The following is a 25,021-nucleotide window of genomic DNA, read 5'->3' as shown; positions in this document are numbered from 1 at the left end:
GGCCAAACTCCCCTCGCCCCAGCTATTCGCGGCGCCATTCGACGCGGCGGTTCAGCGCATCGACGTCGTCTTCGGTGAGGTTTGCGGTTGCTGTCACGTCCACCGGCTCGGATGCTCCGCGGCCTTCGGCGTCGATTGTCGCATCGATGCCGTTGCTTTTCAGGAAATCGGCGACGGCCTGGGCGCGGCGTTCGGAAAGCTTCTGATTGTAGTCGTCACCGCCGCGCCGGTCGGTATGGCCGATGAGGATAACGCGTCCGGGCTTCTGCTCCTTCAGCGCCTCCAGCAGTTCCTCAGCGGCTTCGGTGCCAATCGAGGTGAAGCTCGACTTGTTGAAATCGAAGGTGATCGGAACAGGAATGGAGACCGGCACGATGCCGCGCACATTCTCGGAATAGATGCCGCCGAGCACGCCGCTGCGGTGATCCTTCTCGGCCGGCACGAAGCTGCCTTCGGGATGGTCGCTGGTCGGGTTGGCGGCAAGGATGCGGGCCTGGGCGGCGCGCTGGATGAGATCGGAAATCGTTTCGGCCGGCGGCGCCTTCGGCGTGCGGGTCTCGTTCTTGATGATCTCGATCGCCTGCTGGTAGTCGGCAGCGGCATCGGCGAAGCGGCGGGCGGAGAAATAGATCTCGCCGAGCGTGGCGGAAGCCTGCCAGAGCACCTGCGGGCTATCGGCGGCGATAAGCAGCGGCTCGTAATCGGCGACCGGCTGGTTGGCGGCCATCATCTCCTGGGCAGCGGAAAGCCTGAGGGCTGCGACGCGGCGTTGAGCATTCACCTGGAACTGCCCGCAATCGGCGCTGACGGCGATCGTGTCGGCTTCAGCGGCGGCAGCCGTGATATCCTTGGCGGCAACGGCCGTGTTCAGCTTGTCGAGAAGGGCGGTGCAAACAGGCGTATCGGCGTTTGCTACCTCGATCTCCTCGCCGGCCCCGGCGGCTTCGCCAGGTTCGGCCGAACGGCCGAGGTTTAGCTGCGGCATCTTGATGCTGAAACCGCCGGGCAGCTTGAATTGCGGCATCTTGATCTGCGGCATCGGCAGTTTGGGCATCTTCGTCTGGGACGTCTGGGTCGGCTGCTTATACTGCGTGGTCGGCTGTTTATATTGGGTCGGCTTGGTGGATGAGGTGGTGTCGGCTGGACCGATCAGTTGCAGTTCGTCGGCGGCAAGCTCCTGGCCGGGCGCCAGATTGGTGACGATCTTGTATTTCTTCGGCGGCTGTTGTGTTGCCTGCTCGACAGGCTTCGGCGCGACCTTTTTCGGCTTTTCCACCACCGTTTCCGGCTTCTTCACCGGCTTTGGCTTCGGCGTGACCGCAGGCTTGGTCGATTCGACCGGCTGTTTTGCCGCCTGCTCGACCGGTGCCGGTTTTGCCGTGGGAGCGGCTGCGACGGGCGGGGCGGCGGGCAAGCTGTCGACCGTCGTCAGCGTCAGCGTCTTGCTGCTGATCTTGGTGCCGAGGCTGCGGGCTTCTTCGAGACTGCGGGAGACGGCTTCCATGCCGCCGTCGACGGAGCGGAACATGCCGGCGCCGCTGCCGCCGAGATCCGCGAAGATCGTCAGCGGCTTGGAGGAATAGAAGACCTTGATCTGCTCCTGGCCGACCGGGCCAGAAACCTGCAGCCTGGCCCCGCTTGCCGGATCCGGCACCTGCACGCGCTTGCCGGCGCCAACGAGCGCGTCGGTCTGATATTTGTTCGGGAAAAGCTTCACCACAGAACCGTTCGGCGAGACGTTCAGCACCGTGACATAGCTGTTCTCGGTCGATTGGATGAAGAGGCCGACAACTTCGCCGATGGCGTATTTGGCTTCAGCGCGATCGAAGGTGATGCTGACAGGCCCGGTCTGCGCGGGCGCTTCGGTCAATGTGCGTTCGTTCTGCGCCTCGACGGCGGGAACCACCGAAAAGAACGAAAGAAAGGTGGCTGCTGCTAGGATGGCTTTGCGGTTCGGCATTGGAAAACCTCCTCTTCGAACAATCTCACACTGTGTTGAAGATGAGAATAGCACTGACCGGCGAAATTGGGATGGCTTTGCCTGTCTTGCTTGAGGGAGGGTTACAAATTATTTGGAGCCTGCAAGAAGCCGCCAAGGCAAAGACGTGAGCAAGACTCACGCTCGGCAATATCCGGCGCCTTTTATAGTCCGTTCGACTGCAAGGTCGCGGTTAGTTCTTGGGTTTCTGCCCGGCTGATTTCAAAATCGAGATCAGGTCGCTCATTCCCTCGGGCGAGGAATTGTAGAGCCAGAGAATATCCGGATTGTCGACCGTGAATTCCTTGCCGGGGCCTGAACCCATGTCGCGGCCGGGCGAGGTCGCGTCGGGCAGCTTGTCCTCGCCGGGTGCCAGCCCCTTGGCGGTTTCGTGTTTGGCGATGATCGCAGTCGCCGCAGCAAAGGCCTTTTCGTCATGTTGGCGCAGCGCTGCCAGCGACGGGTTTCGCGCCGCAAGCGCGTCCTCAGCCGGGCCGGAATAGGCAAGCCGGGGTATCTGCAGCGCCAGCAGAAGGCCGATCGACAAGGTTATGAGCCAGGATTTCGTCATCGTCGTCAAATCCGTTATCAACCTGATGCGCCGCAATAGGGCAAGCACCACGACAATAGGGAGAGGCCGGAAGGATGGCAACGGCGCTCAGTGCCAATCGATTGGGAGGGTGGAAAACGACTGGCCAAGGCGCTTTCGCTCCTTGTTTTATGCATGTCGTTATCCCGGAACCGCTGCACACTTCCGGGCGACATGCATTAGAGGATCTTCAATTGCTGCAGGCTAAGGCGCAGGTCGCGCAGCATCTCGCCGAAGATCTCCTCGATCATTCCCGTCGACCAGACGACCATGGTGCCGTAGGGCGAGCGCTTGCGCTGCATGAAGCCCGCCGTCTCGAAATCGATCAGCGTCTTGCGGCAGGTCTCGCTCGACATCACGGCGACCAGGAAACGGGCGAGATTGGACTGGTCGATCGCGCCGGCTTTCTCCGCCCAGTTCTGGATCAGCCGCGGCTTGGTGTCGGCGGTGAACATCGAGGCGAGCGCCCGATCCTGCGAGAGCCCCAGGCGCTGCAGCTTGGCCGGATCGCGGGTGAGCGAAACCACATAGTCATTGTGCAGATCGGCGAAGCGTTCGATATCCTCGGCGGTGCTGATGCCGAAGACCTTCATCGAATAGAGGAACTCGGCCATCAGATAGGTCGGCTCCGAGCGCAGCTGCGCCAGATGCTTGTCGTCCTTGCTGGCCGAGGCCGCGCAGACGCGATCGGAGAAGTTGATCCTTGCCGCGCGAACCTGCTCCAGCAAGCTTATATCGAGCGCCAGTTCGTCACCGTTCCATTCCAGCATAAGCATTCCCTGCCGACAAATCTTCGAGACGATGTTCTTGTACTATCGCCGGTGCAGATCTCCAAATCGTTTGGAAAGCAACGGCTTGCTGAGAAGCCATATCTAGCCTACCATTTTTGAAAGGCATGACGGTCCTTGGGGGTCGAGGCAATGCGTAGTTTTGGGTCGCATATTTTGTTTGCCGCGACACTTGCGGTCGCCTCGCCGGTTTTCGCCAAAGACACGACGATCATAGAGCTTCGCGGCGGCGACGGCGCTCGTTCGGTCGGCATCATTTCTTCCAACGAGGAAGTCGAGGCATCCGGGCCGGCGGCGATCACCGTGGGTGACGACGGCACCATCTACGTCCTCGACCAGAACAACGGCCGCGTGCTCGCCATCGACGCCGAACGCTCGCAGGCAGAGCCTGAGATCCTGCCGCTGCCGGAAAATGCCGCGCCGGAGGATCTCGCCGTCGTCCACAACGAACTCTACCTCTGGTCGGACGGTGTCATGCCGCTCGAGCGCTCCACCGATGCCGACGGCCGGTCGCAGACGCTGCGCGCCGTCGACGGCGGCGATGCCGACGACTACACCCGCTCGGTCTTCGCCTCGATGGGCTCGGTATCGCCCGGTCCGCTGAACAGCATCATCGACGAGATCGGCCGCAGCACCAGCCGGCCCGAGGCCCGCCCGCCGGTCATTCAGTATGTGCCGAGCCGCGGGCTCGGCGATATCGTCGCCGAGGTCTCGGCTGCTGCAAACGACAAGGCGGAAATCCTGCTGCGGCGCAGCAGCTCGGAGGAGAATTTCCTCTCGCTGCAGCTCGCCTCGGAAGGCCGCATCGGCACCGTCGAGCTTCTCGACATCGACACGACAGGTAGGCCCTATGCGCTGGTCGAACTCGTGCCCGCCGACCGGCCCGAGCGCACCGGCATGCTGGTGGTGCGCTTCACGCCGAATGGGGCGATGGACCGGGTCTACGACCTGCCGATCGAACCGGGAACGGTGTTCTCCAGGCGCTTCGTGGCAATCGGCCCACGCGGCGACGTGCTCTATCTGCGCTCGCAGGAAAGCCGGGCGCAGGTGCTGCGGCTCGACGGCCGGGAGCCCGGCCGCAAGCTCGCCGCCGCCCTGCCCGCGAAACAGTTGAATGCTGGTAAGCCCGGCAAGACGCCGAAGGTGGCGATCGTGCCGAAATCGCGCAGCGACGTCATCGAGCGGGCCATCGGCTTCGAGACGCTGAACTGGCTGGTGACGCCGGCTGCTTACGGCAGGGATCCGGGTCCGGGCTGCGTCAACATGAACCGGCTGCGCCGTCCGATCTATCTGATCGGTAAGCGCGGCCAGACGGTCAAGGGTGTTCCCTATTGCTGGGGCTGCAAGACGCCGCTCGAGAATTTCATCGGCGGCGTCGAAAAGGGCCAGACCGCCGGCAATGTCTGCACCAAGAGCGCGCCGCAATCCAACGTCCTCGGCGTCGACTGCTCCGGCTTCGTCAGCGACGCCTGGGGCCTGAAGATGCATGTCTCGACGCGCGCCATCCCCGGGATCACCAAGCGGCTCTCCGACCCCTGGTCGATGCGGCCGGGCGACGCGCTGAACAAGCCGGGCTCACATGTGCTGTTGTTCATGCGCTTCACCGATGATCGCAAGGTGGAAGTGATGGAGGCCTCGCCGAATGCCTGCAAGGGCCGCGTCTGCCGCAATACCTATTCGCTCGGCAGCCTGTTGATGCGCGGCTACCAGCCGGTGCGCTTCAAGGGCCTCGACGGCTGAACGCTCGGAGCCTCACGCCGCCGGCCCACTGCATAATTCCTCAAATCGGGATCGATTTAAGGAATCATACAGCAATTCAAAGCGTTACAGCGTGTTTTTCGCGTCTTTTCAGAGGCGCGGCGCTGTCGACGCCAACCGCCGCTTCGCCATTGCCAAAAGCCCGTGTGCCGCGACGCTCTCGGCATAGTCCCGATAGGCGGGATCCCGGCTCAGCATGCGTTCTTCGGCGCGGGCGCGCATGACGTAGATAAGACTGACGATCGCCAGCATCCCTGCCCGGGCAAGCCCTTCTGCAAGGCCACTGGCGATGAAGCTCGGAGCCGCAAACAGCCACCAGGCGATGTTCTTCGAGACATAGGCCGGATGTTTGATGAAGCGATAGGGGCCTGATGTGATGATGCCGCGATGGGTAAGGTTGGAAAATCGCGGCCCGAAGGCGACAGTCGCCCAGACATAGATCACGGTGCAGAACAGCGTCGCGATGCTCCAGAGGATGAAGACGGCCGAACCTTCCTGGATCACGGTCTCCCAACCCGGCCCCTCGCCATAAGGCACGAAGGCGTGCGAGATCGCAGGGAAGAACGGCTCATAGCAGATGAGGCAGACAAGCCAGCCGAGTGCTGTCGTCTCCGTTGCTCTGACATGCCATCCGAAAAGCTTGAAGGTGGCGATATAACCGCCGGCGGCAAGCACGGTGTCGAGAAGAAAGGCAAGCCGCAACAGGCCTTCGAACCAGGCAGCCGAGAGCGGAGGAAATGCCCAGGCTGGTTTGTCGGCGAGATCGGAAAGCGCCGCCATGCCGCCTGAAAACATCAGCACGAGAAAGAAGCATTTGATTGTGAGCAGGCGCAATGCGAATAGCGCGTCCTCCTCGCGAAAATCCTGCATCAGCACCGCACGCCCGACCTGATTGAGATAATCGTCGGGCTCTTCGGCGACCAGATCGGTGACCACAACGTAGAGAATGGTGGCGCCGGCAAGCGCGATGAAGATCGGGATGGTCGTGTGGCCGGCCTCGATTATCCATTGGACTGCCGACGATTGTGTGAAAAACGGAAAGACCGAGCAGGCGATGACGACCACCCCAAAAAGCGCGGCGAGGCCGACAAGTTTGGTTCCGATGCGCCGCCAGAAGATGGCGGGAGCCTCGTCTCGTCTCGTTCTCGATGCCCATCGCCAACGAGCAGCGAGCGTGCCATCGACGACGATCCACGCCAGGAGAAGGCAGAACACCGCAAACGCCATTGCCTTGCCGGGCTCAAGCTGCAGATAGGTCGGGAGCGCAATGCCGACGAGAACGCCGACAAGGGTGGCAGCGTGACTGACGAGAGGGTTCCCGGTCACGGTATCCCTGTCCTGCGATATCGGCACGCGCTTGGCCTTCTCGATTACATTGCCGGCTGGACCGAGCCCCGAGAGCGTATCCGTGCTGCTCGCGTCGCAAGCGCCATCGCTGCTTCAGCCGTCAGCGGAGACACATCTTCCGGCAGCGAGACCATCGCAATATCGAGCTTGTCGTAATCGACCATGTAGTAACCCGATTCGGTTTCGATAACTGCCTCGGGCCTGATCGCCAGCAGATCCTGCGCCATCGTGCCCACGAACATCGGGCCGCCCCAGATGTAGCGGAAGGCATAGACCGGTATGCCCTGAGCCGAGGTGCCGAGCCGACGAATATCGGTCTTCAAGCGGCGATCGGACCAGCCCCCGCTGGAGCTCGAGGAACTGCTCGAACCAGAAGAACCGCTAGAGCCAGAGCCACCGCCCATGCCGCCGCCAGAGTTGGAATTCCCACCGGAACTGTTCTCAGAGCGGGCGAAAGCCGGTTGATTGCTCTTTGCCGCCACTTTTTTGACGGTGGGCGTGGGTTTCCTGGCAGGCGTGGCCGGCTCTTCAGTGGCGAACAGTGTTCTGGCGCCTGGGTCGAAGATGCAGCTCTGCAGGATTGCGCCTGAGCCTGCGATGAATGTCGAGCACAAGAGAATACGGATGATGAGCTTGCTGTTCATGTAGGGCGCCCCCAGACCGCCGTTTTAGAAGAGATCGTACCTCGGATTTCGCTTTACCCATGTCGCCTTGGCAAGTTGAACGAGCCTGTCGTCGAGCGACTTGGTCTTCGGAAGCGCCTTTTGCTCCTGAGTGGTCAACTCGGTAACGAAGGTTTTTTCCGCTTTCTTCTTTGCAGCACCAGGCAAGGTCTTGAGTGCCGCCTTTGCCTGGTTCTTCGGGTCGCCGCTGCCCGGCATATTGATGGCGGTCGCCAGCGCGAAATAACGCGCCGCCGTTGCAAGGCTGTCAGCGTCCGCACCCTCTTCTTTTGCCAGCATCGCGCGGTCGAGCGCACCCCAATAGTCGCCGCGTTCCGCGCCCATCTCCAGCCACTTCACCGCTTCCGCCTTATCGGCGGCAACGCCGATGCCGTCGCGGTACATGCGTCCGAGATTGGTCGGAGCATAGGGCTGACCGCCCTCCGCCGCCCGGGTGAAAAGGTCGAGCGCTTTCGGGAGATCCTCCGGAGCGCCTTTTCCGAAACGGTAGACGAGTGCAAGATTGTTCAGCGAGTAGATGTCGTTGCGCTGGACACCGGCTTCGTAGAAGCGGATAGCGCGCTCGGGGTCGGCCGGAACGTTGATGCCGTTCAGGAAGATATAACCGAGCTCGTTCATTGCATAAGTATGACCGAGATCGGCCGCCTGCAGCATCAAGCGCAACCCCAGTTGCTGGTCGCCCTTGGTGCCGCGACCGTAGTAGAGGGCCTTGCCGTAGCTGTGCAGGGCAAAGGGATCACCCTTGGCCGCACCACCCTTGGCGATCTCGCTTGCCTTGGCGGCGTCGCGTGGGACAGAGGCGCCGAACTCGTAAAGGCTCGACAGTTCATAGATCGCCCGGACATGCCCGGCATCCATCGCCTTCTTGATCGTCGCAAAAGCTGTTTTCGCGTCACGGTTGGCAAGCTGGGCTCGGCCGAGCTGATAAACAAAGCGCTCGACCTCGGGATAGGCCTTTATTGCCTCCGTGCAGGCGGGCAGTGCAACATTCGGGTCGATCTCGTTCGGCAGTTTGCCCGATGTCACGCCCTGCAGGTCGAGGGGGGCTGCGGCTGATGTGTCGCAGGCGTCGAGCACCGGTTTGAAGGTGACGGTGGCCGGCGGCAGGTCGTCATTGGCGGCTTGCAGCGTCAGGGCGTAAGGCTGGTTTTCCGTGCCGATCTGCGGCTCGTAGGAAAGGGCCGGAATATCGGCTGCTTCGAGCACGTGACCGAGCCCGATCACCCGGTCTCCGGCGCGCAACGTGCCCTTGTCGGGCAGGGCTGCGACCTTGAAGGTCATCTCCGCAACCGATGCCGGCACGACCGGCAGGCTGGCTTCAACAGGGCCGACGCCGATCGTCGTGCTCACGTCGCGCGGCAGTGTTTTCAGATAGGCGTCGGCATCGGCGAGCCGCACCTGCTTTTCCTGTTCGAGCTGGGCGAGCTTGGCGCCGGCATCCGCCGAGACGGTGATCGCGACGACGCCTTGCGTCGCCTGGCCATAGGGGTCGCTGACGGTATAGCCGATCAGGCCGACGGTTCCGGCGGCAACGCCGGATGAATCATAGGTCAGCGCCGTCAGTGCCGCGGCAGGCATCTTCGCGCCCTGCTCGACCGGCTTGCCGTCGAAGCTGAGCTTGCCCGTCTTTGGAAGCTGGTTGAGAGTGACGACCAGCGCCGAGCCGGTTTCGTCATGCGGCGGGGCGATCGGCAATTTGGTCGTGGCCGCACCCTCCGGCACGCTTACCTGCTGCATCGATTCGACACTTGGCGGCGGCGGCGCCGGAATGAAATAGAAACTGTCCATCAGTGAGGAATTTTCCCAAGGGACCTGCTTGCCGCCGGTCATGGCGATCACATCACGGCGCACGTCGGTCAGCACCTGGCGGATTTCCTTGTTGGGTTCGCTCGCCCGCTTGATGAAGGATTCGGAATAGGGGCTCAGCGCCCCGGTGCCATCGAGCGCCACCTGACCCGGTTCTGTGGAAAAGGCGATCAGACTGCCGAGATCGCTATCGATACGCGCAAGTCCGCGTGTGGCGCCGACCGGTTCCAGCTTTTCCGCCATCCAGAACTTCTGGGCGTTGAAGGGATTGTTGCGGCAGGCGTCGAGGAAGATCAGCTGCACCCGCGAATTCTGCTTGAGATGGTTCAGAATGAGGTCGAGTGGCATGGTCTGCGTCTCGACGTCATAGGGCGTCTCCAGTGTCGCATCGACCGGTACAAGGAAATTCTGACCGCCCACCTGGATGCCATGGCCCGAATAATAGATCAGGCCGGCCTCGGCATTGCTGGTCGAACGTAGGAAGCGGCGCACCGTATCCTCGAGCCCGATGCGGTCGACATTGACGCCGATCGTCACATCGAAACCGGCCGCACGCAACGTGCTTGCGACCTCTTCGACATCATTGGCAGGATTGGGAAGCGAAGGCAGCGTCTTATAGACCGAGTTGCCGATGACGAGGGCGACGCGGCGTCCGCTCTCTTCTGTGATGGCGGCAAATGCCGTGCCGATCGATAGCAGCATTGCCGCGACGATCAGCAGATAAGCGCACAGTCTCTTGACGTGGTGAAACTTGGGCATGGCTCGATCGCAAACATTCTATTGTCTAAGTTCAATAAAATTTGCTGGCCTGCTGGTGCTCGGCCCCCTCCGCATTCACAGTCCAAAACTATTCCTCGGCGCTCTAAAAAGCAAGCTGCGCCGCCTCCAAGTCAATTGGAGCAGTCCCGTCAGATTGGAAGCCCATCGTCGACAAGAAAGACTGTCGAAATCAGGACTTTAACATGCGCCCGGCGAAGTTTCCTTAACCTCGAAACGTATAGTTGCTGATCGAGGCCGGTTTCATCTCGATGGAGAAGCCCGGCAGGGTCGGCGGCATGTAGGCGGCGTTCTCGATCAGGCAGGGGTCGAGGAAGTGTTCGTGCAGATGATCGACATATTCGATGACGCGGCCGTCCTTGGTGCCCGACACCGCGACGTAATCGATCATCGACAGATGCTGCACATATTCGCACAGGCCGACGCCGCCGGCATGCGGCCAGACCGGCAGGCCGAACTTGGCGGCAATCAGCAGCACGGAGAGGACCTCGTTCAGCCCGCCCATCCGGCAGGAATCGATCTGCACGATGTCGATCGCGCCCTCGGCGATGAACTGCTTGAACATGATGCGGTTCTGGCACATCTCGCCGGTCGCGACCTTCACCGGAGTGATCGCCTGGCGGATCTTGCGGTGGCCGGCGACATCGTCGGGACTTGTGGGTTCCTCGATGAAGAAGGGCTTGGCGAAGGAGAGCGCCTTGACCCAGTCGATCGCCTGGCCGACATCCCAGACCTGGTTGGCGTCGATCATCAGGTAACGATCGGGACCGATCACCTCGCGGGCAATCCTCAGACGGCGGATATCGTCTTCAAGATCGCGGCCGACCTTCATCTTGATATGGTTGAAGCCGGCGTCGATTGCCTCCTGGCAAAGGCGGCGCAGCTTTTCGTCGCCGTAGCCGAGCCAGCCGGCCGAGGTCGTGTAGCAGGCGTAGCCCTCCTTTTCGAGGATGGCGATGCGTTCCGCCTTGCCCGCCTCGGCGCGCTTCAGGATCTCGACCGCTTCAGCGCGCGTCAGCACGTCGGTGAGATAGCGGTAATCGACGATATCGGCGATCTCTTCCGGAGACATCTCGGCAACGAGCCGCCAGACCGGCTTGCCGGCCTGTTTGGCGAGCAGATCCCAGACGGCATTGACGACCGCGCCGGTCGCCAGGTGAATGGCGCCCTTTTCCGGGCCGATCCAGCGCAGTTGGCTATCGCTCGTCAGATGCCGCCAGAACGTGCCGGGATGGGCGAGAACCTCGGCGAGGTCGGCGCCGACGATGAGGTGGCGCATCGCTTCGATCGCCATGCAGCAAATGTCGTTGCCGCGGCCGATGGTGAAGGTCAGGCCGTGGCCGGCAAGATCAGGCGCATCCGTATCAAGAATGACGTAGGCGGCCGAATAATCCGGATCGGGATTCATCGCATCGGATCCATCCAGGCTTTGCGACGTGGGAAAGCGGAGATCGAAGACACGAAGGTCGGTGATGCGGGTCATGGTTGTTCCTCCCGATTATATGGGCCGATTATATAGACCCGATTGCAGTGGCCGGGACGGCCGGCAAGACTGCCGGGCCGGTCGCACCAGCTGAAATCAGATCGTCCAGCCGCCGTCGATGGCGATCGCCTGGCCCGACGTGTAGGTCGCTCCGGCGAGATAGACGGCGAGATCGGCGATCTCCTCCGGCGAGCCGAGCCGGCCCATCGGCTGGCGGGCGATGAAGGCGGCGCGCGCCGCATCGTAGTCGCCCTGCGCGCGCATGCGGTCCTGCAGCGATGGGCTTTCCACCGTGCCAGGGCAGATGGCGTTGCAGCGGATGCCTTGGCCGACATAATCGGCGGCGACGGCTTTGGTGAGCCCGATCACCGCTGCCTTTGTGACGCCGTAGGCGAAGCGGTTCGGCACGCCCTTGATGCTGGAGGCGACGGAGGCCATGTTGATGATCGCTCCGTCCTTGCGTTCGATCATGCCCGGCAACACGGCGCGGATGGTGCGGATCATCGCCTTGACGTTGAGGTCGAAGGCGAATTCGAGATCGGAATCCTTCATCTCGAGGATCGAGCCGGCATGGACGAAGCCGGCGCAGTTGAACAGCACGTCGACGGCGCCGATCTCGGCGACGAGGGCCTTGACCGCATCTTCTTCGAGCACGTTCAGCTTATGGGTGGAAACGCCGGTTTCCGCGGCAAGCGTCGCCAGCGCCTCGGTGTTGATATCCGTCGCGTGAACCTTGGCGCCGATCGCGGCAAAGGCTGCCGCCGTCGCCCGGCCGATGCCCTGACCGGCGGCGGTGATGAGAACGGTCTTGCCGGAAAGTCTGTTTGTCATGTCACGGGCCTTTTCTGGAATTGTCTACGCTGGACGATGGAGTGCGGCTGATGTCTTGGCGAAGCTCGGTCATGATGGAGTGCGCCGGTCTTTTTCCGCAGGTGCGCGGCTCTCTGCGTTAAATGGAGGAGTTGGCGCTGTTGCACAGGCAGATCAGCGGGAGATTCAGCCGATTGGCTGCGATTTTGGCGATCTCCGCCGGCGGCAGGGCCGATGACCATTCCCATGCGCTGCACGGTCTTCCTCCCTGTCCCCGGCTTGCTTATGATCCTGCCGCTCGGGGCGCCTTCGGTACCTCAGTCGTTCGCTTTCGATCGACCTTTTTCAGTGATGATTTGTCTGTTTATAGACAAACAGACGATTGGCCAAGGGTCAAGTGCGAAGTTTTCCTTTTCCGGCTGCGGTTCTGCGTATATGCAGAATAATATTCACAGGAGGAAGGAATGGAGACCGACGAGTCCGACCGCTACCGCGCTCCTGCCCTCGACAAGGGCCTCGATATCCTGGAATTGCTCGCCGGCGTCGACAGTGGCCTCACCCAGGCCGAAATCGCCAAACGGCTCGACCGCAGCCCCAACGAATTCTACCGCATGCTCGACCGGCTGGTGCGCCGCGGTTACGTCACTCGGCTGGATGGCGATCGCTATTCGCTGACACTGAAGCTCTTCGGTCTTGCCCAACTGCACGCGCCGGTGCGCCGGCTCGCCTCCTACGCCACGCCGTTGATGCGCGATCTCGCCCAGCGCACGCGCCAGGCCAATCATCTTGCCGTCTTCGATCGTGGCGCGGCTGTCGTCATCGCCCAGCAGGAGGCGCCGGACTATTGGGGATTCTCGATCCGCATCGGCGCCCATATCAGCCTCTTCGACACCGGCTCGGGACATGTGCTGCTTGCCTTCCGCAGCGAGGAGGAGCGGGAGATGATGATCTCGGAACATGTGCGCAGCCGCTCGGACATCGAACTCGGGCCCGAATTCTACGACCGTCTCCACCAGATCCGCGAGCGCGGCTACGAGATGATGGCGAGCGCCCAGACATCAGGCGTCTACAATCTTTCCGCGCCCGTTCTTGGACCGGACCGCCGCTGTATCGCCGCCCTCACCTGCCCCTTCATTGCGCTTGTCAATGCGCCGTCCGCTCCCGACATCACGCAGGCGGTCACACTGGTGCAGAAGACCGCCGCCCAGCTTTCGCTGCTTGCCGGCGCCGATGTCGTTAACCCCGCCTGAGGCCTAAGAATTTCTATTTGAACAATCCATTCACCAGGAATAGGTTTGCCACAAAACCACTCTGGGAGGAGAAGTGCGTGTTCATCGACACCCATCTGCACATCATCGATCGATCGGCCCTGCCTTATCCCTGGCTCTCTGGCGTGCCCGCTCTCGATCATGATTTCCTCTACGAGACCTATGCGGCTGAGGCCCGGCGCTGCGGCATCACCACGGCGCTGCATATGGAGGTCGACGTCGATCCCGCCGCCATGCAGGCCGAGACCAATCACGTCGCCGGCATCGCCAACAAGGAAGGCAGTCTGATTACCGGCGCCATCGTCTCCTGCCGGCCGGAAGAGGAAGGCTTTGCCGCCTATCTCGAGCGGCAAAAGGCCGATCCCTTCGTCAAGGGGTTCCGCCGCGTGCTGCATGTCGTGCCTGATGATGTCTCCGAAGGCGCCCTGTTTCGCGAAAACATCAGGCGCATCAGCGGCAGCGGCCTGACCTTCGACCTTTGCACATTGCCGCATCAGGCGGGCCGTGTGACCGCCCTCGTCGATCTTGCGCCCGACGTGCAGTTCGTGCTCGACCATTGCGGCGTACCGGATATCCGCTCGGATGCCTTCCAGCCATGGAAGGCCGGCATATCAGAGATTGCCCGGCGGCCGAACGTCGTCTGCAAGGTCTCCGGCGTGGTCGCCTATGCCGATGCGAAGACATGGACGGCAGAAACGCTGCGGCCCTATATCGAACATGTGATCGCCAGCTTCGGCTGGGACCGCGTCGTCTGGGGCAGCGATTGGCCGGTCTGCACGCTCGGTGGCGGCCTCCCTACCTGGGTCGCGGCAACCCATGCGATGCTTTCCGGCGTGAGCGAGGCAGAGCGCTCGAAGTTGCTTTTCGCCAACGCACAGCGCCTCTGGTCGCTCTGACGTCACAAAATGAAGCAACCGATCTCGTCGACGTGCCATTTCGGCATGTTTTTTGTACTATTCCGGGACAAAAAACGCCCGATTTTCGGCCTTAACGCTATCTACATGCAAGCAATTGCTAGCCTTATTTATCTCGGCTAAAAGTTGTTGACACGGATATGGCGAATACCCCCTTGTCCGCTGCCTTCAGAAGGGAAAATGAGATGAAAGAAGCACCGCATTCCGTCGATGTTCACGTCGGAAAGACGATCCGTATCCAGCGTCTGTTGAGGAAGGTTTCTCAGACGGAACTGGGCGATCGTGTCGGCGTAACGTTCCAGCAGATCCAGAAATACGAAAAGGGTTCCAACCGCGTTTCCGCCAGCATGCTGGTCGAAATCGCCGGCGCGCTGAAGGTCGACGTCAGGACATTTTTCGACGACATGTCGACCCCTGATACGGCCAACGACAACCCCGCTCCGAGCGAGGAATTCGTTATTTCGCGTGAAGGCGTGCTTCTCAATGCGGCGTTCTTTTCGATCAAGAACGAAGCGCTTCGCAAGAAGATCCTGAAGCTCGTCCAGGCGATTGCCCACACCGAACAGTTGGACTCTGAAGCGGCTGAGTAAAGTCCTTCACGCGATCCCAACGGACCGCATGAGGCATCAGGCATGAGGATCAATAGCAATCGATCGGGCTCAATGGCGATCGATCAGGATTAGATTCTCGCTGGCATCCTTCATTGCGATCTTGGCTTTGCTGCCGAGCAGTTTCTCGAGATTGACGTCAAGCTCCCTGTCGGGATCTAAGCCGTCCCAATCGATGACGACCTGCAGCAGCGCCATGTTCGTCAGGTGCATCAGGTTACGCAGCTGAAGCTTTTCAGCCTCATCCTTGGCTGCCGACAGCAGCCGGAAGATCCTTGCGTATTCGCTGCCGGTACCCTCGTTGTATTGATCAAACATCGTTCCCGCCTCTTTGGTCGTGGAACCCTACGATTCCAACTGTGCTGCATCTTTCCGCCGCGACCGTTATTCAAGCGTTACAGGAACCGAATTGCGCGTGACTTCGGCATGCAGAAGCTCCCAATGTGAGGTCGCGGCAAAGCGCCAGTCACGGTTGACGGGGAGGAATTTATCCCGGCGCAGCCAGTCCAGCACCAGTCGCGCGTCGTTGCGCTTGCGCTCGACGCGGCTGCCGCGGATGGCGGCGAGGATATGGTCGCGGCGCGGCTTGCGGAAATGGCACTCGTCGGCCACCTTCGCATAGGTGCGCTCGGAGAAATGCAAAAACCGGCCGGCCAGCAACAGCTTCTTGCGCTCGCCGGGCGTAATCTCGCCGCTGGCGTAAAGCGCATCGATCGTCGGCTCGAAATCGACCCAGGGAACGGAAAGCGGCAGCCAGCCGAGCTCCTGCGGCGCATGCACCAACGCGACGGCCTCATCGTCGAGCAGCCGTCCGGACTCGTAATCTTCGAAGATCGAGCCGAGCCCGACCATACCGAATGGGGCGCATTCTGCTGCCCGCAACGCCCCCATGCTGGCCCCGCCGGCAACGGCGACATCATGTTCGAGTGCGTACAATATTTCCTTGTGCCAGACCGAAGGCAGATCGCCGAAATAGCCGTCGACGACGCCGATTGCGGTGGCGCCGTCCCGAACGGCCTTCAGGATGTCTCCGGCGGCGGCCGGCGGCCGGAAATCGATGCAAGGAGACATGGCTCTTGCCGCGGCAAGATCACTGCCAAGGCTCGGGCCGACGAACAGCACCTTCATGATTCAGCTCCTCTGATGGTGTTGACCGCGCGCATGCCGAGCTGAATGTATTGGCCTGATATATCGACCTCCAGTCCCGGCACGATCACTCTGACGACCGAGATCGGCAGGGCTCGATGCGGAAACGGCACGACGACGATTTGCTCGATGCCGGTCGCCGTCAGCCGATCGGCAATATGGCCGATGGATTCCTGGATCGTCGCCGGGCGGCGATGGCGGGCCTGGAACGAGCGCATCCGGCCATCGCCTTCGCAGAGTTCGACCACCTGCTGCATCGCCGCACTCCGGTCGAGCCGCTGATAGATGCGCGGCGAGAAATCGTCGCGGCTGCCGGCGATCGCGGTCAGCCGGCTCTGCGCCGCTTCGGTGATGGCACGCAGCGCGGCGCGCACGGGATCGGGGTGGCAGCCGCAGCCACCGCAGACATGCGACCAGCGCGCGTCGACACGGTCGGAAAGATTTCCTGGCATGATGACGGCCAGAAAGGCGGGAACGCCGATATCCGTCGTCATGTCGAGCAGCAGCAGTTTCATGCCGGCGCGCGTGATCCGGTCGGTCATGACGTCGATGACCGCATCGCCGAAGGAGGCGGGGTCGATGCGGCTCTCCCTCAGCCGCTCAGGCGATTTCAGCTGGGTCAAGGCCCAGGCGTCGCGCTCCACCAGCTCACAAAGCCCATGCAGGACCGCTTCGGACGGCGTGTTGCCGGAGGCGAGCCCATCGCTCGACTGCTCGAAGCCCGCCGGCCTCTCGCCGCGATGGTCGAGTCCGACGAGCCACCACGGCACGAAGACGCTGCTGCCGGAAAGGATGTCGAGCCCCGTGCACCAGGCAATAGGACTGCTGCCGATCTCATCGGGCGCGCAGCGTGCGACATTGTCGAGATCGATCATCGCCGCATGCTCCGCCCGCATGCTGTCGACCGTCGCCTGCGTCAGGTCGGCGGGGGCAATTTCGGCGATCCGCGTCTCGACCGCTTCCATCGCCGCCGAGGTCATGGCGGCATCATTGTCGATACCCTTGCCCTGAAACACCGAGAGCGTATGGCTGTTCGGCCTCGTTGCGAAGGCGACGGGGATGTTCAAGACGTCGAGTGCTGTCAGCAGACCGACGCGCGTGATGCCGAATTCGCGCAGATGCGGCCTGATGGCCGCGAGGGTCTGAGCCGGCGTGACCGCGCGGTCATGATAATCGCTGACACCGGCCGATGATCGTTTAAGGTCACCGGCAAGCGTTTCAAGGTCGGTGAAAGCGGACATAACGATCTGTTCCTTAGCGGAACCTCAGCGCATGCGTCAGGCTCTCGAGCGCATTGGCGGAAACGTTGAGTTCGTCCTGCTTCAGGGCTGCCCTGGCGGCGGCAGAAAAGCGCAGCGACTGTGTCTGAGCTGCGGTGGTTTCAGCATTCGTCTTCATGTTCCATCTCCGATTGGTTGGGCAGCGCCTTGCTGCCGTTAACCATCGGAAAGAAACATTGCCTCCGTCATTTAAGCGTTACAGGCTTCGTTAAAAGGCCGTGCAATCACGGAAGACCAGCAAGTTGCAGGCCCTTTATCAGCGGTTCCGTATAGGCGGGATCGCGATCGGGGACGAAATGGCGGATCTCCTCGCTGCAGAAATCGGGGAAGTTTTCCAGCACCACCCTGGCGTAATTCCTGGCTTTGCCCGTATCGCCTGCCATGGCATGCGACGCGGCGAGCAGACGGGCTGTTGCCTGCTTCGCCTTCACCGGCTCCAGCGCCTCGATCGCCATTTCATATTCTTCGCGCATGAAGTGGATGCCGCCGAGGTTCCAGTAATAATAGTCTGGCGGCAGCGGATTGAGTTTGAAGGCAGCACGGCTGAGCTCCAGTGCTCGATCGAAATCGCCATCATGGGATAGCGCGTCGGCGAAATCGGCGAGGATATCGGCATCGTTGGGATTGAGATCCTGGGCCTGCTGGAAATATTCCAGGCTTTCGTCGAAGCGGCGGCGATAAAGCGCCACGAAGCCGAGCTCGCGGTAAGCCCGGCCGCTGTTCGGGTCGGATTGCTGCGCCTGCCGGGCAGCACCGTTCGCCTCGTCGAGCAGTTCCTTGTCCCGCATGCCGCGGATCAGCCATTCCATGCCGAGCGCGCGCGACATGCCGGCATGGGCGGCGGAGAAATGTTCATAACGATTGAGTGAGGATTTGAACCATTTGCGCGCCTGGCGCAGATGCTGCAGATCGGTCTGGGCAATCAGCCGCTTGCCTTCCAGGTAGAGACGGTAGGCGGACGGCGGCGCCTCGCCGATCGGTATCGCCAGTTCGTGACGCTCGATCGTGTCGGCGAGCGACGAGACGATCCGCCGCGTCAGATGCGCGAAGGATTCGCTGATCTTCTGCATGACCAGCGGCAGTTCGATGGCCCAGATTACCTCAGATGTCGTTGTCCGCGTCAGCCGGCAGGTCGCAAAGACATCCTCGTCGCGGCCCTGGATGGTGACGTAGACCGCATAGTCGAAACTGAGGTCGAGCGGACCGGGCACGGCGCGCGACGGATCGATCGAACGGCTGAGGATCTCCAGGCTCGTATGCGCCGCGATCACCTTGAAGCCGCGCTGCTGGCTAAGGCCGATGGTGACGTCTTCGAGAAGGGCCCTGCCGACGCGCTCCATCAGCGGATCTGTGAAAATGCTTTCCGGCGGCAGGATGATGATACGCGGCTGACCAAGCGGACCGACGGAAAGGTTAAGCGCCGACTGAGGATGTCCCGACGTCGCCTGTGCTGCCGGCGCCAGGTTAAGTTCGCGGGCAAGAGCGGTAGTGCTTTCTTCCGGCTCGGTGTCGAAATCGTCCTTCAGCTGGCTCTTGCACTTCAGATAGGCCTGACGCGCCGCTGCCGGATCGTTCATCCTGACATAGGTGCGCATCAAGGCGCGATAGGCCGTCTCGCTGGCAGGGTCGAGTTCCAGCAGGCGCCTGGCAAGCGTGACCTGCTCTTCATCCGATCTGTCTTCTGATGTCTCGACCAGCCGGGTGAGATGGGTTGAGCGCAGTTCACCGACACGCTGGCGCTCATAGGTCAGCCAGTCCTCGGCGCCCTGCGTCGGCGATTTGACGCCTTCGAGCAATTCGCCGTTCAGCAGGCCGCCGTCTTCGGGTGCAAGCGGCCCTTTCTGTTTCAGGATATGAACGTCGACCTCCCAGCCATCGGCAAGGCCGATATGGGTACGGGTCGCGGCAAGCAGCGGTGGAAGGCCGGCGGGAACGCTCTGCTCGATGCGCGCCAGCAGCTGGCGCAGGCTGCCGGCTCGTTTTTCCGGCAGCTCCGATTGCCAGAGCTGTCGCCTGACGGTTTCGCGGTCGAGTTCGAAATTGGGTTCGGCGGCGAGCATGGCGAGGAGAAAATAAGACTTCTCCGGCAAGGGGAGTTCCTTCCCCGCCGCCAGCAATCGCGGTCTTCCGAGCAGGCACAGCCTGTTCGTCAGCATCTTCCGGATGTCCATCGCATCTCGGTTCTCACCCCTGAAAGCCAAGGCGCACAAGCGCACCGGCCAATCAAAGACATGTTAGAGCCATAAGAGCCCGGCGCATAGCGGTTTTGCTTTAAAAAGCAGAAATTTCGTCGAATATTTGCATATTCGCGTGTCACTCGCGCAGGGGATGCTTGATCAACACTGTCATCAGGATACGGTTTGCGTTCCCTGGCGGCAGGTTATTGAGCTATTGACGGTCCGTATCACGGGCTGTTCTCGATCAAATTGCAGCCACCGTGTAGTCCGAGCGCTTTGATGGCTCGATCGAACGCCGGGCGAAGCGGCGCCAATCGGCCGGATTGTCATGCTCGGTGACGATATGCTCAGCCTTTATCTCGCGGGAAAGTGGTACGAGCATCGTAAACTTGACGATGCCCATCAACGCGATCCTGGTCGGCCAGTACATCAAGCTCTATTTCTTCCTGTTCAGGAAGATCCAGGCACGGAAAGCGGCCCCAGCACCGGGAGGTCTGGTATCGGCGGTCATATAGCGGACATCGGGACTGAACAGACAAGGGGGACCGGTGGGCTTCGCCAGTCCCTTTTTTTGCTCCCCAGAGAGCGGCTCACGCGGTCTGGAAATCTGTGAGCATGCTGTAGGAGGGCAATGTCCTGTTGGCGAAGATCCCCTTGCGGAGGAGGACGCGGTCGGAGTGCGGACGGGCGATAACCTGGTCGAGGCTCCAGGCTTCCAGGATCATCAGGTCTGCCGGACGATCGACGCCGATCGTACCGGCGTCGATGCCCATGATGCCAGCGGGAGCCGGGCCGGCAAGAGCGGGCGCATCCGCGTAAGGGTGGTCGAGATGCAGGATGCGCACCGCCTGCCGCCAGGTGTCCAGCATGTCGTGATCGCCATAGGCAAAGAACGGATCGCGGCAATTGTCGCCGGCCGCAGCGACCGGAATGCCAGCCGCCTGCAATTCCTGCACGGGCGTGACCCCGCGCCAGCGCGGCGTGCGGCCGTTTTCGCGATCCTGGAGATACATGTTGACGGTTGGCAGCGTGATGATCGAGAGGCCGGCATCGGCGATCAGCGCGATCGTGTCGCGCAATTCTTGCTCGCCCAGAAGCGCAAGCGAACAGCAGTGGCCGCACGTCACGCGCCCCTCGTAACCGTGGCGGATGGCGGCACGCGCGACATGCGGCAGGGCATCGGCCTGTGCCGCCTCGTCGACATGTAGATCGACATTCAGTTCCCGTTCCTTTGCCAGCGCAAACAACCGGTCGAGCAGCAGGTCGATGTCGTCGAGGCCTGACCCATGGGTGCCCCCGGAGGCGCGGGTGACGCCGCCGAGCAAGCCGCCGTGGACGGCAACGATATCGGCAAGGCGGGTGCCATAGTCGTCGCGATAGGCATCGAGCGGCACGAGGCCGGCAGCCTGCAAGGTGATGCAGCCTTTCCAACGTTCGCGCGTTTCGGCAAACGCGCTCCAGGTGATTTCCGCCTGCCCCTCGTGACTGTCGAGATGGGTGCGAATAGCGGCCACGCCATGGGCGTCAGCCGTTGCAAGAGCGAATTCCATCCGCCGCAGGAGGTCGTCGGCATTCCAGTGGGCAAGCCGGTCCGCCGTCGTCGCGGCGCGCGCGCCGGGATGCGTGCCGCCAGAATCGGGCGCACGTCCCATGGTGTGGCCCTTGTCGAGATGGGCGTGCGCGTCGATCAGAAGCGGCCAGACATGGCGGCCGTCGAGCGCGACTGCATCTTCGCCACCATCGGCAAGGGCCGGCGTTATCGCCGCGATCCTGCCGTTCTCGACCAGAATATCGACGAGGGCGGAACCGTCCCGGTCTACCTCTCCACCACCAGGCACGTCAGCTGCAAGCAGCGCGACCGGGACGCGCGCCTTCGCAAGACGAATGCGCTCCTGTCTCGCCAGACGGGCGGCAAGGGTGGGAAACAGGGAAAGATCGTTCATGGTGGGTCTCTATCGGATGGCTTGCCGAGCGGTCAGCTCTCGTCGAACGAGGCGAGCAGACGCTCCTGCGCGAATTGCATGAAATGGCTGCCGGCGGGTGAAAGCGAGCCGCGGGCGCGGTGGAGGATATTGAGCCGTTGCAGCGAGCCGGTTCCCGTCAGCGGAATGAAGACCAGGTCGCCGGTCGCCATTTCGCGGTCGACATCGAGCCGGTTGAGGAAGGTTATGTGAGGCGTTGTCCGGGCAAGGCGCTTCATCAGTTCCATCGAATTGGTCTCGACGACGGGAACAAGGGTGGCACGCGCCGGGGCAGTCGCCTCGACGACCTCGCGCAGCGACAGCGATCGATCCGCCAGAACCAGCGGATAGAGCAGGCAATCGGACATGCGCACGGTCTTGCGGTTTGCGAGGGGATGGGCGGGCGCGACGACGGCTCCCAGCGCATGGCGGAATTCGGCGGCGCGTTGCAGCCGGGTATCGTCCGGCAGGTTGTAGGCAATGGCGAGATCGGCCTGGCCGAGCGCAACCATCTCCGCAACAGTCGTCCGGTCGCCGACCATGATCCGCAGGCTGACCTGCGGATGTTTTTCTCGGTAGGCGGCAACGATCTCGGCAACCCGGCCCGCAGCGAGCGTTGCCATGGTCGCCAGCACCACCTCGCCGCGATTGAGCCCCTTGAGGGACTGGATCTGCGCCCGCATCCGCTGATGCGCCTGCAGTGTCTCGCGAATGTGCTGGATGAGGATCTCGCCGGAACTCGTCAGTTTCAGGCCGCGCGGCAGGCGCTCGAAAATGGGTGCCTGCAGCTCTTCCTCAAGCTCAAGGATATAGCGGTTCACCGCAGAGGCGGCGACATGCAATGTCTTTGCCGCCTTGCGGATGGAGCCCTGTCGGGCCACCTCGTCGATATAACGCAGCGCGCGTCCATGAAGCATGATGGGTCCGTTGCCTGACGGGAGTCGGATTGACTGTTCCACGATGTCACCGCAACGGACCATCTTCAACGTTACTTCTTGGCGAAATTGGCGTTGATGCGCCGGGTCAGGTATTCGCCGGCGGTGATCGCCTCGTATTTGCCGAGCGGACCCTGCATGACGGCATCGCGGTTTGCCTGGCAGAAGAAGGGCAGTGACAGTCGGCGGCCCATGTACTCATTCTCGCGCGGCATGCGCACCCGGTGCAGCGTCGACTGCAGCTGGTCGTCCGACCAGCGCATCAGCATGTCGCCAATGTTGCAGGTGATGTAGCCCTTGCGCGGCGGAACATCCGTCCATTCCTTCAGGGCTGCATCCTTGCCCGGGCACACCTGGAGCCCGCCTTCGCCCTCCTTCTGGTGAAGGATGGTCAAGCAATCGAAGTCCGAATGCGCGCCGGCACGCCACGACGAGAAGTCTTCCGGCTTGGCGCCTTCCATCGACATGTAATGGATGAGGCGCAGCGTCGATTGATACTGGTCCGAAGACGGGTCATGCGCCTTGGTGAAGAAATCCTCGGCAAAGCCCATCTTCAGCGCAAAGCAGGAGAGGATGCGCATGCCGAGTTCCCAGTTCTGTCGCTCGAAGCGGAGCATCTTTTCCCGGAAGCCCGGAAGATCGTCTTCGCTCGGCCACAGGTTGAGGCGGATCATGTCCGGCCGGGTGAGCTGGAAGCTCTCCTTGTTATCCGGCGTACCGGTGGAGGGGCGGACTTGCGCCTTGAATTCCCAGCCGGCATTGATGCCCTTCGGCATTGGGGTTTTCGCCTTAACCTCCGCCGGCAGTGCGAAGAATGTCCAGGCCGTTTCGAAGGCCGCGTCGATATCGTCCTGGGCGATGCCGTGATTGTAGACCTGGAAGAAACCGATATCGACCGAGGCCTGCCAGAGTGCATCAGCGATCTCGTGCTTGCGGATGTCGAAGTCAGAAAGGTCGATGACGGGGATTTCCCGGTCAACTGTCGTGCCCATGCCGCCGATGGTCGCTTCCTTGGCGAGTTCCGCGAGGGTGTCTGTCTGGATATTCATATCATTCTCCTTACGTGAATGCCGGCGAACCGGCGGTTGAGGAGCAATGTCCGGGCAAGGCCCGACTGCTTCTACTCCGGATGGGTTCAGCCGTTTTTCGGCAGGCTCCAGGGAAAGAGGAGCTTCTGCGTCAGGACCACGGCCTGAAACAGCAAGAGCGACATGGCGGCGAGCACCAGCAAGCCGGCCCAGGCCTGTGGCAGCTTGAACAGGGAGGTCGACAGCTGGATGAAATAGCCGACGCCGGCTTCGGATGCGCAGAACTCCGCAACCACGGCGCCGATGACGGCAAGCGTGATCGAGATTTTCAGCGCCGAGAAGATGTAGGGTACCGCAAACGGCAGGCGTATCTGGGTGATCTCGCGGAAGCCCGAGGCGCGCAGGCTTCGCGACAGCTCGATCAGCTCCGGCGGGGTTGCCGCAAGGCCCGTTGCGGTGGATACGACGAGCGGAAAGAAGGTGATGAGACAGGTGATAACGATGCGTGGCGCATCGCCGGCCCCGAGCACGACGATGATGATCGGCGCAATCGCCACCACCGGCGTCGACTGCACTACGACGAGCAGCGGATAGAGCGTTCGCGACAGGAATGGCGATCGCATCATGACCACCGCGAGTGGAATGGCGATAACGATGGACATCGCATAACCGATCAGCGCCACCCGCAACGTCGCGGCGATGTGACCCATCCAGCGCTCGAAGCCGATGGAGGAGAACGAGCCGAGGATCGCGCTTGGCGGCGGCAGCAGATAGGTCGGGATCGACAGGAGCCGCGCCGCCGCTTCCCATAGCAGCACCGTGCCGATCAGGGCCGCGGCGGTCGTGATGCCCGGCAATGCCAGCAGCTGCTTGAGGAGCGCGACCGGCGTACGGCTCTGCATGGCCTCACGCCGCATGACGGGTGAGGAGGAGATCGCGGAGGTAATCGGAGAGGTCATGGATCGCCTTGTCCTTTGCAGTTTCAGGGCCGCGTGGCCGGCCGACGGGAACGGTGACTTCGGTCAGGATCGAGCCCGGCCGTCCCGTCATCACCAAAACGCGGTCGGACAGAAGCGCCGCCTCGCTGACGGAGTGGGTGATGAAGACCACGGTCTTCGGACGTTCGGAGAAGATGTGCAGCAGATCGAAGCCCATCACCTCGCGCGTCAGGGCATCCAGCGCCGAGAAGGGTTCGTCCATCAGCAGGATATCCGGGTCCATCAGCAGCGCGCGGGCGATGCCGACACGCTGCTGCATGCCGCCGGACAGTTCGTCCGGCAGGCGCTTCTCGAAGCCGGCAAGCCCGACCATGCTCAGCAATTCACCCGCCCGCCCGCGCTCCTCTGCCGTTACCCGGCCGGTCTTGTGGCGGGCGGGAAACACGACATTGTCTTCGACAGTCGCCCAGGGAAGCAGCGTCGGCTTCTGGAAGACGATCCCGATGTCGTCACGCGGGGCCGTCACCGGCAGACCGAAGACGTCTACCGAGCCGGACGTCGGCTTCAACAGGCCGGCGATCATGCGCAGTAGGGTCGATTTCCCGCAGCCCGAAGGGCCGAGGATCGAGACAAACTCATGCCGGGCCACATCGAAACTGACGTCGCGCAGGGCTTCCGTGCGCCCGGATCGGGTTTCGAAAACCTGTCCAAGCCTGTCGAAGCGGATAGCGGGCATCACCATGGCGG

General features: G+C 62.0%; 23 protein-coding genes. 4 read left to right on the top strand and 19 right to left on the bottom strand.

The window, feature by feature from the left end; genetic code table 11:
- Positions 1 to 22: 22 nt before the first annotated feature.
- The 3 genes from C3Y91_RS04295 to C3Y91_RS04285 all read right to left on the bottom strand — a co-directional run bounded on the left by C3Y91_RS04295 (position 23) and on the right by C3Y91_RS04285 (position 3,337).
- On the bottom strand, positions 23 to 1,960 hold the full coding sequence (locus C3Y91_RS04295; protein ID WP_024321745.1) for a DUF4384 domain-containing protein: 1,938 nt from the start codon (positions 1,958 to 1,960) through the stop codon (positions 23 to 25).
- A gap of 211 nt (positions 1,961 to 2,171) precedes the next feature.
- Complete coding sequence (locus C3Y91_RS04290) at positions 2,172 to 2,549, bottom strand: hypothetical protein (protein ID WP_020397511.1); 378 nt, start codon at positions 2,547 to 2,549, stop codon at positions 2,172 to 2,174.
- 197 nt (positions 2,550 to 2,746) lie between these two features.
- Positions 2,747 to 3,337, bottom strand: a complete 591-nt coding sequence (locus C3Y91_RS04285) for a hypothetical protein (RefSeq protein WP_018071626.1) — start codon at positions 3,335 to 3,337, stop codon at positions 2,747 to 2,749.
- A gap of 150 nt (positions 3,338 to 3,487) precedes the next feature.
- On the opposite strand from C3Y91_RS04285, the gene C3Y91_RS04280 reads away from it, so the two are divergent.
- Entirely contained in the window at positions 3,488 to 5,095 is a 1,608-nt protein-coding gene (locus C3Y91_RS04280; protein WP_168575064.1) for an NHL repeat-containing protein, read from the top strand.
- 108 nt (positions 5,096 to 5,203) lie between these two features.
- Here the strand turns inward: C3Y91_RS04280 and C3Y91_RS04275 are convergent, their stop codons facing one another.
- The 5 genes from C3Y91_RS04275 to C3Y91_RS04255 form a co-directional block, all read right to left on the bottom strand.
- Positions 5,204 to 6,466, bottom strand: coding sequence for a methyltransferase family protein (locus C3Y91_RS04275; protein ID WP_164586243.1), 1,263 nt, complete (start codon positions 6,464 to 6,466; stop codon positions 5,204 to 5,206).
- Positions 6,467 to 6,483: 17 nt separating this feature from the next.
- On the bottom strand, positions 6,484 to 7,104 hold the full coding sequence (locus C3Y91_RS37580; RefSeq protein ID WP_026170870.1) for a tail fiber domain-containing protein: 621 nt from the start codon (positions 7,102 to 7,104) through the stop codon (positions 6,484 to 6,486).
- Between the two features lie 24 nt (positions 7,105 to 7,128).
- Positions 7,129 to 9,708, bottom strand: coding sequence for a caspase family protein (locus C3Y91_RS04265; protein WP_168575063.1), 2,580 nt, complete (start codon positions 9,706 to 9,708; stop codon positions 7,129 to 7,131).
- Positions 9,709 to 9,931: 223 nt separating this feature from the next.
- On the bottom strand, positions 9,932 to 11,209 hold the full coding sequence (locus C3Y91_RS04260; RefSeq protein WP_018071620.1) for an L-fuconate dehydratase: 1,278 nt from the start codon (positions 11,207 to 11,209) through the stop codon (positions 9,932 to 9,934).
- Between the two features lie 96 nt (positions 11,210 to 11,305).
- Positions 11,306 to 12,040, bottom strand: coding sequence for an SDR family oxidoreductase (locus C3Y91_RS04255; RefSeq protein ID WP_003553379.1), 735 nt, complete (start codon positions 12,038 to 12,040; stop codon positions 11,306 to 11,308).
- Between the two features lie 443 nt (positions 12,041 to 12,483).
- Between C3Y91_RS04255 and C3Y91_RS04250 the strand changes: the two genes are divergently transcribed.
- The 3 genes from C3Y91_RS04250 to C3Y91_RS04240 all read left to right on the top strand — a co-directional run bounded on the left by C3Y91_RS04250 (position 12,484) and on the right by C3Y91_RS04240 (position 14,791).
- Positions 12,484 to 13,269, top strand: coding sequence for an IclR family transcriptional regulator (locus tag C3Y91_RS04250; protein ID WP_024321741.1), 786 nt, complete (start codon positions 12,484 to 12,486; stop codon positions 13,267 to 13,269).
- Positions 13,270 to 13,346: 77 nt separating this feature from the next.
- Positions 13,347 to 14,183 carry an amidohydrolase family protein gene (locus C3Y91_RS04245; protein ID WP_168575062.1) on the top strand — a complete coding sequence of 279 codons (837 nt, stop codon included), beginning with the start codon at positions 13,347 to 13,349 and terminating at the stop codon, positions 14,181 to 14,183.
- Positions 14,184 to 14,386: 203 nt separating this feature from the next.
- A complete protein-coding gene (locus C3Y91_RS04240; protein WP_018071616.1) occupies positions 14,387 to 14,791 on the top strand; it encodes a helix-turn-helix domain-containing protein in 405 nt (134 codons plus the stop codon).
- Positions 14,792 to 14,860: 69 nt separating this feature from the next.
- Here the strand turns inward: C3Y91_RS04240 and C3Y91_RS04235 are convergent, their stop codons facing one another.
- The 11 genes from C3Y91_RS04235 to C3Y91_RS04185 form a co-directional block, all read right to left on the bottom strand.
- On the bottom strand, positions 14,861 to 15,127 hold the full coding sequence (locus C3Y91_RS04235) for a hypothetical protein (RefSeq protein ID WP_018071615.1): 267 nt from the start codon (positions 15,125 to 15,127) through the stop codon (positions 14,861 to 14,863).
- A 66-nt stretch (positions 15,128 to 15,193) separates the two neighbouring features.
- The gene (locus tag C3Y91_RS04230; RefSeq protein ID WP_024321739.1) at positions 15,194 to 15,937 is read right to left on the bottom strand and encodes a TfuA-like protein; all 744 of its coding nucleotides are present in this window, start codon (positions 15,935 to 15,937) and stop codon (positions 15,194 to 15,196) included.
- Positions 15,934 to 17,196 carry a YcaO-like family protein gene (locus C3Y91_RS04225; RefSeq protein WP_024321738.1) on the bottom strand — a complete coding sequence of 421 codons (1,263 nt, stop codon included), beginning with the start codon at positions 17,194 to 17,196 and terminating at the stop codon, positions 15,934 to 15,936. The genes C3Y91_RS04230 and C3Y91_RS04225 overlap by 4 nt, the downstream gene beginning before the upstream one ends.
- A 13-nt stretch (positions 17,197 to 17,209) precedes the next feature.
- A complete protein-coding gene (locus C3Y91_RS04220; protein ID WP_003553391.1) occupies positions 17,210 to 17,353 on the bottom strand; it encodes a hypothetical protein in 144 nt (47 codons plus the stop codon).
- A 106-nt stretch (positions 17,354 to 17,459) separates the two neighbouring features.
- On the bottom strand, positions 17,460 to 19,406 hold the full coding sequence (locus tag C3Y91_RS04215) for an AfsR/SARP family transcriptional regulator (protein ID WP_168575061.1): 1,947 nt from the start codon (positions 19,404 to 19,406) through the stop codon (positions 17,460 to 17,462).
- A gap of 250 nt (positions 19,407 to 19,656) precedes the next feature.
- Positions 19,657 to 19,815: a hypothetical protein gene (locus C3Y91_RS04210; protein ID WP_165513255.1), complete on the bottom strand. Its 159-nt coding sequence runs from the start codon at positions 19,813 to 19,815 to the stop codon at positions 19,657 to 19,659.
- 187 nt (positions 19,816 to 20,002) lie between these two features.
- Positions 20,003 to 21,355, bottom strand: a complete 1,353-nt coding sequence (locus tag C3Y91_RS04205; RefSeq protein WP_024321736.1) for a cytosine deaminase — start codon at positions 21,353 to 21,355, stop codon at positions 20,003 to 20,005.
- 32 nt (positions 21,356 to 21,387) lie between these two features.
- Complete coding sequence (locus tag C3Y91_RS04200) at positions 21,388 to 22,359, bottom strand: LysR family transcriptional regulator (RefSeq protein WP_020397509.1); 972 nt, start codon at positions 22,357 to 22,359, stop codon at positions 21,388 to 21,390.
- Between the two features lie 2 nt (positions 22,360 to 22,361).
- The gene (locus tag C3Y91_RS04195; RefSeq protein WP_024321734.1) at positions 22,362 to 23,357 is read right to left on the bottom strand and encodes an isopenicillin N synthase family dioxygenase; all 996 of its coding nucleotides are present in this window, start codon (positions 23,355 to 23,357) and stop codon (positions 22,362 to 22,364) included.
- A gap of 86 nt (positions 23,358 to 23,443) precedes the next feature.
- Positions 23,444 to 24,238: an ABC transporter permease gene (locus C3Y91_RS04190; protein ID WP_018071608.1), complete on the bottom strand. Its 795-nt coding sequence runs from the start codon at positions 24,236 to 24,238 to the stop codon at positions 23,444 to 23,446.
- Between the two features lie 4 nt (positions 24,239 to 24,242).
- Positions 24,243 to 25,016 carry an ABC transporter ATP-binding protein gene (locus tag C3Y91_RS04185; RefSeq protein WP_024321733.1) on the bottom strand — a complete coding sequence of 258 codons (774 nt, stop codon included), beginning with the start codon at positions 25,014 to 25,016 and terminating at the stop codon, positions 24,243 to 24,245.
- Positions 25,017 to 25,021 lie beyond the last annotated feature (5 nt).

Origin of the sequence: Rhizobium ruizarguesonis (assembly GCF_012349115.1) — a bacterium.
Taxonomy (GTDB): domain Bacteria; phylum Pseudomonadota; class Alphaproteobacteria; order Rhizobiales; family Rhizobiaceae; genus Rhizobium; species Rhizobium ruizarguesonis.
This window is presented reverse-complemented; position numbering and strand designations above follow the sequence as displayed.